General features: G+C 53.7%; 11 protein-coding genes, 1 tRNA gene and 4 pseudogenes. 15 read left to right on the forward strand and 1 reads right to left on the reverse strand.

Translation table 11 applies throughout. The features are described 5' to 3' along the window. Positions 1-311: 311 nt before the first annotated feature. The 4 genes and pseudogenes from trpX to JCM12539_RS01535 all read left to right on the forward strand — a co-directional run bounded on the left by trpX (position 312) and on the right by JCM12539_RS01535 (position 3522). Positions 312-1326: pseudogene (gene trpX, locus JCM12539_RS01520) on the forward strand (tryptophan ABC transporter substrate-binding protein). Further along, positions 1327-2226: an ABC transporter permease gene (locus tag JCM12539_RS01525; RefSeq protein ID WP_054648717.1), complete on the forward strand. Its 900-nt coding sequence runs from the start codon at positions 1327-1329 to the stop codon at positions 2224-2226. It abuts the pseudogene before it with no gap. Next, positions 2219-2977, forward strand: coding sequence for an ABC transporter ATP-binding protein (locus tag JCM12539_RS01530; RefSeq protein WP_054648719.1), 759 nt, complete (start codon positions 2219-2221; stop codon positions 2975-2977). The genes JCM12539_RS01525 and JCM12539_RS01530 overlap by 8 nt, the downstream gene beginning before the upstream one ends. A gap of 95 nt (positions 2978-3072) precedes the next feature. Then, on the forward strand, positions 3073-3522 hold the full coding sequence (locus JCM12539_RS01535; RefSeq protein WP_054648721.1) for a SprT family protein: 450 nt from the start codon (positions 3073-3075) through the stop codon (positions 3520-3522). Here the strand turns inward: JCM12539_RS01535 and JCM12539_RS01540 are convergent. Next, complete coding sequence (locus JCM12539_RS01540; RefSeq protein WP_054648723.1) at positions 3511-3978, reverse strand: GNAT family N-acetyltransferase; 468 nt, start codon at positions 3976-3978, stop codon at positions 3511-3513. The two genes, JCM12539_RS01535 and JCM12539_RS01540, sit on opposite strands and share 12 nt — an antisense overlap. A 133-nt stretch (positions 3979-4111) precedes the next feature. On the opposite strand from JCM12539_RS01540, the gene JCM12539_RS01545 reads away from it, so the two are divergent. From JCM12539_RS01545 to JCM12539_RS01600, 11 genes and pseudogenes are all read left to right on the forward strand, one after another. Beyond that, positions 4112-4195, forward strand: a tRNA-Leu gene (locus JCM12539_RS01545). 534 nt (positions 4196-4729) lie between these two features. Then, entirely contained in the window at positions 4730-5335 is a 606-nt protein-coding gene (locus tag JCM12539_RS01555; RefSeq protein WP_054648727.1) for an ECF transporter S component, read from the forward strand. A gap of 85 nt (positions 5336-5420) precedes the next feature. Then, positions 5421-5885 (forward strand): aromatic acid exporter family protein, encoded by a 465-nt coding sequence (locus tag JCM12539_RS01560; protein ID WP_054648730.1) that lies wholly within the window; start codon positions 5421-5423, stop codon positions 5883-5885. A 112-nt stretch (positions 5886-5997) separates the two neighbouring features. Further along, entirely contained in the window at positions 5998-6309 is a 312-nt protein-coding gene (locus tag JCM12539_RS01565) for a hypothetical protein (protein ID WP_054648732.1), read from the forward strand. A 281-nt stretch (positions 6310-6590) separates the two neighbouring features. After that, on the forward strand, positions 6591-6791 hold the full coding sequence (locus JCM12539_RS01570; protein WP_054648734.1) for a cold-shock protein: 201 nt from the start codon (positions 6591-6593) through the stop codon (positions 6789-6791). Between the two features lie 149 nt (positions 6792-6940). Then, positions 6941-7354, forward strand: coding sequence for a GNAT family N-acetyltransferase (locus JCM12539_RS01575; RefSeq protein ID WP_054648736.1), 414 nt, complete (start codon positions 6941-6943; stop codon positions 7352-7354). Positions 7355-7386: 32 nt separating this feature from the next. Continuing rightward, the gene (locus JCM12539_RS01580) at positions 7387-8049 is read left to right on the forward strand and encodes a glycoside hydrolase family 73 protein (RefSeq protein WP_225350166.1); all 663 of its coding nucleotides are present in this window, start codon (positions 7387-7389) and stop codon (positions 8047-8049) included. 186 nt (positions 8050-8235) lie between these two features. Continuing rightward, positions 8236-8824, forward strand: a pseudogene (locus JCM12539_RS01585) (xanthine phosphoribosyltransferase). Between the two features lie 27 nt (positions 8825-8851). Further along, a pseudogene (locus JCM12539_RS01590) lies at positions 8852-10143 on the forward strand (nucleobase:cation symporter-2 family protein). 88 nt (positions 10144-10231) lie between these two features. Next, positions 10232-10504: pseudogene (locus JCM12539_RS15450) on the forward strand (ATP-grasp domain-containing protein); the annotation flags it as partial. 332 nt (positions 10505-10836) lie between these two features. After that, on the forward strand, positions 10837-11304 hold the full coding sequence (locus JCM12539_RS01600; protein ID WP_082405275.1) for an ATP-grasp domain-containing protein: 468 nt from the start codon (positions 10837-10839) through the stop codon (positions 11302-11304). Positions 11305-11445 lie beyond the last annotated feature (141 nt).

Below are 11445 nucleotides of genomic sequence, written 5' to 3' on the forward strand. Positions count from 1 at the left end.
ATTGACATCCCCCCGCCCAAACGAGTACACTCATCACATACTAATGAAACGTTCAGAGGAGGAACCGACATGTTTAACCCAAGTACTAAGCTCAATGGTTGGTGGCAAAACTAACATGGGGTGGGTTGCGTAGACGCAAGCTGCCAAGACGCAGGTTGTGTCTATGTTGGTTTTCTTCACTTTGACCGCATAGGCATCCACAAAGGATATCCTATGCGGGGGCATTATCAGACTTCCGCAATTAACTTTGTGGGGGTCTTTTTCTTTGCCTGGGTCAAACGTAGTCATAATGGGAGAGGGAGAACGATTTTATGAAACGAATGATTGCATTTATCACCGCCTTGGTGCTCTTCGTCGGTGGCTGTTACATCGCTGACGTTATGCCCAAACATACTGCGAGTGCGAACAAGCCCCGCCAGCATCAAGTTGTGAAGAAGGTCGGCATTCTGCAGCTGATGTCGCACCCGGCCCTGAACGCCATCCACAAAGGAATTGTGGCCGGCCTCAAAGATGAGGGCTACACCGTGGGCAAGAACCTCAAGATTGATTTTCAGAATGCGCAGAACGACCAAAGTAACTTGAAGTCCATGGCGACGCGCTTCGTTAACGAAAAGGAGGACGCACCGTCGGAATTGCCACGCCGTCCGCTCAGGCATTGGCTAACGCCACCAGCAAGATTCCGGTGGTGATGGGGGCCATCACCGACCCGGTTTCTGCCAAGTTGGTTAGCAGCGTGAAGAAACCTGGCGGTAACGTCACTGGGGTGTCTGACCAGGCACCAATTGACGCCCAGTTGCAGTTGATTCGCAAGATTGTGCCGTCCGCTAAGACCTTGGGGGTCATCTACACCAGCTCGGATGACTCGTCACAAGCCCAGGTCAAGTTGGTCCAGCAAAAGGCCCACAAGTACGGCTTTACCATCAAAACGTTCTCCATCAACTCAACGAACGACCTCCAGCAGGTCGCTCAGCAGATGGTGACGCAGGTCGATGCCATCTTTGTACCCACTGATAACACTATTGCCAGTGCCATGCCGACGCTCGCCAACGTGGCTAACGGCGCTAAGAAACCCATCTTCCCAACCGTGGATACGATGGTTGAGATGGTGGGCTCGCCACGGTGGGCCTGAACCAGTATGATTTGGGCGTGAAGACCGGTAAAATGGTCGCCCGTATTCTGAAGGGTGACAAGACCGCGACCATGCCGGTTGAGTTTATGACCAAAGGCGACTTGATTATCAACCAGAAAGTTGCTGACGAACTGGGAATTAAGATTCCCGCTAAATTATTAGATGAAGCCAAGACTTCAGGAAAGGTCGTGAAATAAATGGGTGTATGGATTTCAGCAATTAGTCAGGGGCTACTCTTTGGTATCATGGGCATCGGTTTGTTTCTCACCTTCCGGATCCTCGATTTCCCCGACATGACCGTCGAAGGTACGTTCCCGTTTGGTGCCGCCGTAGCCGTGGCTGCGATTGCACACGGAATTAACCCCATCATTGCCACCATTCTGGCCGCCGTGGCCGGTATGCTGGCAGGGCTCGTGACGGGATTGCTCGCCACCAAGGGGCACATGCCGTTGCTGTTGGCGGGTATTCTGGTGATGACCGCGTTGTACTCAGTTAACTTGCGGATTATGGGGCAGTCCAACCTCTCGTTGTTGGGGATGAAGAACCTGTTCAACGGCAAGTGGATGAGCAGTATGCCGCCGTACATTGGCAGCGTCGTCTTTGGTTTTGTCGTCGTGACCATCGTGGTGGCGCTACTCATGGTCTTTCTCAACACACGGTTGGGCCAGGGCTTCATCGCGGCTGGTGATAACCGCAACATGGCGCGTTCCCTCGGGATTAACCCTGACCACATGCAGGTGCTGGGCCTCGTGGTCGGCAATGGCCTGATTGGTCTCTCTGGTGGCTTGGTAGCTCAAAGCGATGGTTACGCCGACGTGTCCATGGGTGTCGGCGTCATCGTCATTGGCCTGGCCGCCATCATCATTGGCGAAGTGCTGTTTGGCGAGCTGACCCTCAGCCAGCGTCTGATAGCCGTTGTCCTAGGCAGTATCGTGTACCGCTTTGTGATTGTCATCGTTTTGGACCTGGGCTTCTCGGCCGACGACCTCAAGCTGGTGTCCGCAGTGGTGCTTGCACTGTCGATTATTCTGCCACAGCTCAATGACCGTTTCCGGTTGAAGCGCACGTTACGCAAAGGGGTGCAAAGTGATGACTAAGACACAACTAGAACTCAAAGACGTGGCGGTGAACGTGGTCGCCGGACACGAAGTGAAAAATCTGTTGGAACACATTAACCTGACGTTGAACCAGGGCGACTTTGCTACCGTCATTGGCACAAACGGTGCCGGCAAGTCGACGATGTTTAATGCCATTGCGGGGGATCTCGAGATTACCCACGGGACGATTGAGCTGGCCGGTGAGCGGGTTGACCGCGAGTCACCCGAGAAGCGGGCCCGCCTGATTGCACGGGTGTTCCAGGACCCCAAGATGGGTACCGCCCCCCGGATGACGGTCGCCGAGAACTTGGCGCTAGCATCGCACCGGGGTGAACGCTTGGGGCTGCAGTCCCGTGCGTTGCGCGCCCAGATGGGCCATTTCAAGGACATTGCCGGCTTGGCACCGAACGGTCTTGATGAGGCCTTGAACAAACCGACCGAGGAGCTGTCAGGTGGCCAGCGACAGGCGTTATCGCTCCTGATGGCGACGATGCGGAACCCTGAATTGTTAATGCTGGACGAACACACGGCGGCGCTGGACCCACACACGAGTGCCGCGGTGATGGAGCTGACCGAGCAGATTGTGGCGGACAACCACCTAACCTGCTTGATGGTCACCCACCAAATGGATGACGCCCTGAATTACGGCAACCGCCTGATTGTGGTTGATGCGGGCCATATCGTGGCGGATTATAGTGGTGAAGAGAAGCAAGGTCTCTCACGTGCGGACTTGCTACAATACTTTGCCTAACGCAAGCAAAGGCGGCGAGCATGACCCCGGGTGGGGGTGCCCGCCGCCTTTGTGTGTAGTACAATTGGTGGCATTATTAATGAATGGGGGTACCGATGGTGGATACCAACGAATTACAAAGTTTAGTCGAAGAGGTGAGCGCACGCGACTTTGGCCGTCCGTTTACGGATCAGGCGGTGTTTAACGGCCGTTTGCGCACCACTGGTGGGCGGTTTTTCCCACGGGATATGCACCTGGAATTTAATACCCGCATGTTCGCGGCAGTTGACCAGACGACGCGGGTGGGTATTATTCGGCATGAGTTGACCCACTACCACCTGTACCGGGAGCACCGCGGCTTTAAGCATGGTGACCGTGACTTTCGGATCATGCTGCAGCAGGTGAGTGGTCTGCGTTACGCACCGTCATTGACGCCGCGGACCCCCACGGCCACTTTGCTGTATCGCTGTACCCGTTGCGGGACCGAGTACCCACGGCGGCGGCACATCAATACAGACAGGTACGTATGCAGCCGTTGCCGGGGGCGGTTGGCCCTAGTCGGTTAGTGGTTGTTGGAGCGTGGTGTATTGCGGCTTGTAACCTAGCTGGTGGTAAAGTGCGGTGGCAGCGTCGTTTTGGGCGGCGACGTTGAGTTGTATGAAATCAAGCGACTGGTCACGGGCCCACTGGCGAACGGCCGTGAGCAGTTCGGTTGCGACCCCCTGGCGGCGAACGGACGGTGCAACGTAAATGTCGACGAGGTAGGCAAAACGGTGGGGGATGATGCCGGGCCCCTTACCGGTAGTAGCGGTGGTGACGGTGGCAAAGGCGTCGTCGGGCGCATGGCCGTGGACAAAGGCGGTGGCGGAGTCGCCGACGATGTACTGTGCTACAGCCTGGAGGTCGGGTTGATCAAGCGGCTGAAACATGGTGGGGTTGAGTTGGGCGAGCTCGCCGATAAGTTGTTGGTGTAGGCGGGCGATTCCGGGGGCGTCGGTGAGGGTAGCGGTGCGAATGGACATGGAGGGTCACTCCTTAGTGTGATTTAAACTTTGTTTGAGAAAAACGATGGTGAGATTGGCATTTTTCCGTTGACATCGTTCCTGGTTCACGGCATAATAGTTCTTGTGCTTATGAGCACAGCATAGCAGAAATGCGGGCGTGGCGGAATTGGTAGACGCGCAAGATTAAGGATCTTGTGGCTTTCGGGCCATGGAAGTTCGAGTCTTCTCGCCCGCACTCGTTGGGACACCAGGGATGGTGTTCTTTTTTTTATCGACAATTGGGTACGCAAGAGTAAACCGGCGTGCTCCATACGGCAATTGGACGTGAATTGTGTGTAGTTAGGACAGATAAAATGATGCCATAATGGGTGACGAAGCAACCTACTGATTGAATGCTTGACAGGGGTAACCTTTACGGCAATAAGGTTACTGAATTATTGTTAGCTGGTAGGTGGTTTAGGCGGTAATCCACTATGTTGGTCGTGTTGGGCTGGTGGTGGAGGTTGAGCGGGTGGTGACCGCGACGGCTGCAGGCCCGTAGTTCCGTTATGAGCGAAGCGAATTACGGAATCAAATTGGGTAGACCGAGGTGGTTTTGCTCGGGCTACCCAATTCGCGGTAGCCCGGTACGGGCGAGAGCGTGAGGCCAGCAGCACCGGTCGCGGTCACCACCCGCTCAACCGTAGCCGCCAGCCCAGCACGACCAGCACCCAGCCACCCTTGCGTTAGTGTAAAATGATGGTATTGAATAACAAGGAGGTCCCACCCCATGCGTCAACGTCGAAGCTCAGCTTACCGCCTCAGCATTATGTCACTGCTGGTGGCGCTGATTATATTGCAGTCATCATTACCCATGGTCGGTTACATTTCATTGGGCGGCATTTCAATCACCACGTTGCACCTGACCGTGATCACTGGCGCCGTGGTACTTGGTACTGGTTACGGTACGGCCTTGGGCGCCGTCTGGGGTCTGTCCAGTTTCATTATGGCGTTTGTGCGCCCATCAGACGTGCTGACGATACTGTTGTTCCGCAATCCCATCATTGCGTTCGTGCCGCGAATTTTAGCGGGGTTAGTGGCAGGGCTGCTGTTCAACCAGCTACTGCCAAAGGTGCGGACGGGACTCGGCGGCAGTATTAAGATGTCGCTGGCGGGTATCTGCGCCGCTTTGACCAACACACTCCTAGTGGTCGGTTTTACCTGGATCTTTTATGCCAGCAAAGCCGCGACAATGATCGGGCACGGCGCGAACACCAGCAACTTTGGGTTCGTCATGCTCGTCATGTTGGGTGTGAATGCCGTGGCTGAGGTCATCATGGCCGGCGTGGTCACGCCCATACTGGGGCAGGCACTAATTCGTTTTCGACGCCGGTAATGTGGTAACATCAAAGTAGTGTTGGCGTCGCGCTGGCGGCGCCTTTATTTTGCGTAACGTGGATTAGTTAGAGGGGGAGACAACTATGCGTATTGGCCTACGAACCGTTAAAACAGCGGTAGGTGCCGCGGTGGCTATGTTCATCGTTCAGGCGCTGGGAATTGCCAACTGGTGGGTTGCCGGGGTGCTCACCGTTCTGGCGGTGCGGGGCACAACGCGGGTTAGCTTCCGCTTGGCTTTGCACCGGATTATTGCCGCCATTGTGGCCGGAGCCATGGCGTCCGTCTTCTACCTGTTGGTCGGGTTCAACCCCTGGGCTTACGGACTGTGCTTACTGTTCTTTTTCCCAGTCATGGTGGCATTACGGATGACCGAGGGCATTGTGGAAGGAGCAATTGTTGCTACGGTCATTCTGACAAACGGGTTGGTCAACCGGACCCAGTTGACTGGTTTATTAATCATCGTTTTGGTCAGCTCGGCAGTGGGCGTGTTTCTCAACTTGTTCATGCCCAACGTGGACGATAAGATTCAAACTCACCAGACAGCGTGACGAGTGTGATGATTGCCGCATTGCAAAGTATGCAGGAAGAACTCGGCGACGGCGTCGATGCACAAGCGACCGATGGTAATGGCAGTACGGCTGCGACCGGGTGTGGGTGCAGTTGGCACAGGCTAAAGAGGCGATTGATCATGGCCGCCGATGGACTTTCCAACATTATGACAATCAAATACTGGCGGAAAACGATTATTATCGGGCGTATTTTGAAATGCGTAACCACCAGTACGAGCTGTTAAGGACCATGCAAACTTGCCTAGATGAAGGTAACGGTCAGTTGGAAGAACGGGAGGCCCTGCACGACATTATCGCGGCCACGGCCAAGCTTCTGGGCGAGGAAACGCCGTCCGCGACTTTGATGACCGCGGTGAAAAAAAATAAAGCGCAATTTGTTACAAAATCCGTTAGCGTCATCTAATGATGGGTTGGTGATGCGCAACGAAACATTGCTGTTCGCGCGGAGTCTAGGGGAACTGCTCAACACCAAGCGCCAATTCGCGTTAGTCGTCAATGCCCAGAAATAAACTAAGAAAAGGGTTTCAAAAGCTTGCATGTGTGTGGGGAGCATGGTACTATAACAATGTACTTTTTGAATGGTCAAGGGTTCGATTGTTCGTCAGAATATCTCCTTTTGCACCAAACAAGAAATGCACACATTATTTTAAAACGCACTGATTAGGTGCAAGGAGGATTTTTCTGATGGAAAATGGTACTGTAAAGTGGTTCAACGCTGAAAAGGGTTACGGTTTTATTACTCGCGAAGATGGCAGTGACGTATTTGTTCACTTCTCCGCTATCCAGGGCGACGGCTACAAGACCCTTGAAGAAGGCCAAGCCGTAACTTTCGAAGTTGAAAACAGCGATCGTGGTCCCCAGGCGGTTAACGTCAACAAGGACTAATTAATTGCTTAAAGAGTCGCCCGGCTTGCCGGACGGCTTTTTTTTAGTACCATTATTTTGAGGTGATTACGCGTGTACATTAAACATCTATTACCAGGGCGCGTGATTCGGCGTACGATTTGCTGCTTCTGGCTGATGAGGACGAGCAAATGCTGGGACGGTACGCCGAGCTGGGTGACATGCTGGCGATGTTCGATGAAGAGGATGATACTATCGTTGCCGAGGCGATTGTGGTGCCCATAGAGGATGGCGTCGAGCTTAAAAACATTGCGGTAGCCCCAGAGTACCAGCACCATGGCCTGGGTTCGCGGCTGGTAAGTGCAATTTGCGCGCAGTACTCCGGCCGGGTACCGTGGATAATGGTGGGGACGGGCGATGCCGACTTTGCTAACATCAGTTTCTACGAGCAGAACGGTTTTCGAGTGGTGGGGCGTGTCCCGGACATCTTTGCCCAGTATGATCATCCGATTGTGGTGAATGGCCTGCCATTGCGAGACATGGTGTATTTACGTCGAGATCTAGGCCCGGCGGTAGATAATGTTTCCTCCCGCAATAAGGTATAATGGATGGTATTCAATCGCTAGGGGGTGAACCGGTGGCTCGTAAACGCAAATCTAAGTTTCGTCGGCAGTGGGACCGGTGGGTGCGCAAACACCGCCTGCCCACGGGGTTAATTGCGACGCTTGCGGTGATTGTAGTCGGGGTCACCGTCATTGGGGTGCGCGCATTTCAGCAGCAGGCACAGCCTACCAACCAAGTTTCGTCAGCGGCTACCGAGCACCAGAAGTTTATCACCCACCTGGCCGGATACGCACAGACGTTGCAGGTGAACTCGGGGGTCCGGGCAAGTATTAGTCTTGGCCAGGCCATTCTGGAAAGCGACTGGGGTACCAGCACGTTGGCCAGTAAGTACCACAACCTCTTTGGTGTGAAGGCCGATGCGGATCAGGCAGGCAAGGAGCTGGACACCCAAGAATATCAGGACGGTAAGTGGGTCACCGTCACGGCGCGTTTCCGGGTGTACGCGAGCGATTATGCATCCATGCGTGAACATGCGGAGCTGCTTCAGCACGGAACAAGTTGGAATGCCCAACAGTACCAGTCGGTGATTAACGCGGCTACTTATCAGGAGGCTGCACAGGCATTGCAAAGTAGTGGCTACGCAACCGACCCCACGTATGCGGACAAGTTAATCCGGATTATTCGGCAATACCGTTTGTACCGGTACGATCAACAGACCAACAATAGCAGCAATTAGTTAACGGCGACCAGTAGCGGTCGCCGTTTTGTTGAATAATCGGTGCAAAGAGGTGGTAACGTTCCGTAATTTACGAACATTGATATTTTTGATTACCTTTTCATTCGGTTGTCTGATGGCAGGTTTTGTGTTAAAGTTATCAACATCTTAAAACACTTTTTTTTGAAAATTGGGAGGAAATTAACGGTGAAATTGCTTGAAGATCGTATCCGGCGTGATGGTGTAGTGTTGGGGGCTGACGTCCTAAAGGTGGATAATTTTTTTGAACCACCAAGTGGATCCGGATCTAATGCAAGCGATGGGTGCCGAGTTTTACCGTCAGTTTCAGGACGCGAAAATCACTAAAATTTTAACGGTTGAAAGTTCGGGGATTGCTCCGGCTTTGGCTACCGCCATGGAATTCCACGTGCCGATGGTGTTCGCCCGTAAGCACAAGTCGCTGACGTTGAAGGACGACATGTTTACGGCCGACGTGTACTCATTCACCAAGCAAACTAGCAACACCATCTCCATTGCACACAAGTTCCTGAACGCTGATGACCGTGTACTGATCATCGATGATTTCTTGGCTAACGGTCAGGCCGTGAAGGGCTTAACCGAAATCATTGCGGCTGCTGGCGCAACTTTGGTCGGTGCAGGTATCGTCATTGAAAAGACGTTCCAGAAGGGACGGCAGATGTTGGACGAACAGGGGGTGCGTGTGGTGTCTTTGGCGCGTATCTCGGCCTTTGAAGATGGCCAAGTAGTCTTTGCCGACGAACAAGACGCTGAATAGTTAATCCGGGGAATAGAGGAGGTCATCATGGCACAAGATTCAACCCAGCGGCTCACTGAACCTGAAGCAGCGGTGTTGGGCATCCAACACTTGCTGGCAATGTATTCTGGCTCCATTTTGGTGCCCATTCTAATTGGGGCGTCGTTACACTTCTCATCTGAACAGATGACCTACTTAGTTTCTATCGATATTTTCATGTGTGGGGTCGCTACCGCCCTACAAATCTTTGCAAACAAGTTTTTTGGGATTGGACTGCCCGTAATTCTGGGCTGTGCCGTCCAGGCGGTTGCGCCACTAATTCTGATTGGGAAAAAGTTCGATTTCCCAACGATGTACGGGGCCATCATTGCCGCCGGTATCTTTGTGTTCTTGATTGCCGGTCTCTTTGCTAAAATTCGCAACCTCTTCCCGCCACTGGTTACGGGTACCGTCATCACCGTCATTGGTTTGTCGTTAATTCCGGTGGCCTTTCAGAATCTAGGCGGGGGCACTACGACCGCTAAGAACTATGGCGACATGCAAAACCTACTGGTTGGTGTCTTCACGCTACTGGTCATCCTGGTTATTAATGCGTGGGGTAAAGGCTTTGTTCGTTCAATTGCCATCCTGATTGGTTTGGTCGGCGGGACGTTGTTGGCCGGTGCCATGGGGATGGTCAGCTTGGCCCCGGTGGCCGAAGCTAGCTGGTTCCACGTACCCACGCCGTTTTACTTCGGCGTACCACACTTTGAATGGTCGTCCATCGTGACGATGATTCTGATTTCGATGGTGTCCATGGTCGAGAGTACCGGGGTCTTCTTTGCCCTCGGTGACATCGTGGGTCGCGAAATCAAGAGTGACGACTTGAAGCGGGGTTACCGTGCCGAGGGTCTGGCGGTGATGCTAGGCGGTATTTTCAATACTTTCCCGTACACCACGTTTAGTCAGAATGTAGGTTTGGTGCAGTTGTCGGGAATCAAGAGCCGCAAGCCCGTCATCTATTCGGCCTTCTTCCTGATCCTGTTGGGGCTTTTACCTAAATTGGTGCGTTAGCGACCATTATCCCGTCGCCCGTTTTGGGTGGGGCCATGGTCGTGATGTTTGGGATGGTTGCCGTTCAGGGTATCCGGATGCTGGGTGAGGTCGATTTCCATAATGACCATAACCTGCTGGTGGCGGCAATTTCCATCGGCCTAGGTTTAGGTGTGACCGTGCAGCCTGACATCGTGCAGTGGTTGCCCAAGACGGTTCAGATGTTTGCCTCGTCAGGTATCTTGATGGCCAGCGTTTCTGCTGTTTTACTTAATTGGTTGTTTGGTCTCGGCCATAAACAGGCCTAATCTGCTACAATAACGGTATTAATATCGGGCGATAACGGCCAGCACGATGCGCCGTACGCCGATTGTAGACGGATAGGAGTGGAAGCTCATGACTAACTTTATTGAACCAGGTGCGACCGTGGGTATTATCGGCGGAGGTGCCGCGGCTTTGCAACTCGTGCGTGCCGCCCACAATTTGGGAATGCACGCGGCAGTTTTGGCGCGGACCAACGGTGACGCTGCGTTGACCGAAGCAGAATTTCCGCTTGTTGGTCGGAGTACCGACGTCGACGCGCTCCAACAGTTGCGCGACTTGTCTAGCGTTATTACCTACATTGACGAGTCTGTGGCCGACGCGACGACCATTGATGACCTCGTGCCGGCGGACAAGGTGCCCGGCGGGACGGATTTCCTGGCGATGACGCAAGACCGGTACTTGGAAAAGGTGTTCCTGGAAGACCTCAACATGAACGTATTGCCGTACGCTCAGGTGGTGACGGCGGACGACATTGATAAGGCCGTCAACGCGGTGGGGTTCCCGAGCATCCTCAAACCCATTCAGAAGGGCATTGGGCAGGATCAGCAGCTGGCCTTAACTAACGACGCCGATATCTGGCGGGCAAAGGGGCTGTTGGAAAAGCGGCCGTACATCGTTGAAGCTTGGCTCGATCAGCCGCGCGAGTTTGCCATCACGCCATTCGCACTGCGGATGGTATGCAGGTGCTCCCTGCCGTCGAAAACAAGGTGGCGCAGCATGAACTCCAGTACACAATTTTGCCGGCGCAGGTTGATAGTACGGTGGCCGACGAAATGGAACGGATTACGCGCAAAGTTGGGGAGCAAATCACCCAAATTGGGTTGTTCACGGTGGAGTTTTTCCTGACCAATGAGGGTAACCTCTACGTTAAGCGGTTGTCGCCTGGTCCCCACCAAAGTGCGGATGTATACACGACGGCGACCACCACTTCCCAATACACTTTGCACATGCGGGCTGTTTGTGGCTGGCCCGTTGCCGAAGTCCGCGTGATGGACGGCGCCGTGATGAAGCCGTTACGTCCAGAACAACTCGGCGCGGTGAGCGTGCAAATTCAGATTAAGCCTGATTGGCATTGGCGGTTCTTCCCAGAAGGCAGTCATCTCTACGGTGAGCTCACCGTCCTCGGGCCCGGCCAAGGTAATTGAGGCGTTGAACGCAACGGGTGACCTGGCGTTAGACATGACTGCCGCTGAGTAGGAACGCTCGCTACCCGGCTTTGCACTGGCCTAAACTAAATCTATAGCTTCAAGTTAACACTAAGAACGTTGTTGTTGAGTTAGAGGGTA

The organism is Lacticaseibacillus pantheris DSM 15945 = JCM 12539 = NBRC 106106 (genome assembly GCF_001311175.1).
GTDB classification, from domain to species: Bacteria; Bacillota; Bacilli; order Lactobacillales; family Lactobacillaceae; genus Lacticaseibacillus; species Lacticaseibacillus pantheris.

Coding starts and splice junctions, on each gene's coding strand:
- JCM12539_RS01570 (WP_054648734.1), top strand. CDS start 6,591: ATGGAAAATGGTACTGTAAAGTGGTTCAACGCTGAAAAGGGTTACGGT.
- JCM12539_RS01525 (WP_054648717.1), top strand. CDS start 1,327: ATGGGTGTATGGATTTCAGCAATTAGTCAGGGGCTACTCTTTGGTATC.
- JCM12539_RS01575 (WP_054648736.1), top strand. CDS start 6,941: ATGCTGGGACGGTACGCCGAGCTGGGTGACATGCTGGCGATGTTCGAT.
- JCM12539_RS01535 (WP_054648721.1), top strand. CDS start 3,073: ATGGTGGATACCAACGAATTACAAAGTTTAGTCGAAGAGGTGAGCGCA.
- JCM12539_RS01560 (WP_054648730.1), top strand. CDS start 5,421: ATGCGTATTGGCCTACGAACCGTTAAAACAGCGGTAGGTGCCGCGGTG.
- JCM12539_RS01600 (WP_082405275.1), top strand. CDS start 10,837: ATGCAGGTGCTCCCTGCCGTCGAAAACAAGGTGGCGCAGCATGAACTC.
- JCM12539_RS01555 (WP_054648727.1), top strand. CDS start 4,730: ATGCGTCAACGTCGAAGCTCAGCTTACCGCCTCAGCATTATGTCACTG.
- JCM12539_RS01540 (WP_054648723.1), bottom strand. CDS start 3,978: ATGTCCATTCGCACCGCTACCCTCACCGACGCCCCCGGAATCGCCCGC.
- JCM12539_RS01530 (WP_054648719.1), top strand. CDS start 2,219: ATGACTAAGACACAACTAGAACTCAAAGACGTGGCGGTGAACGTGGTC.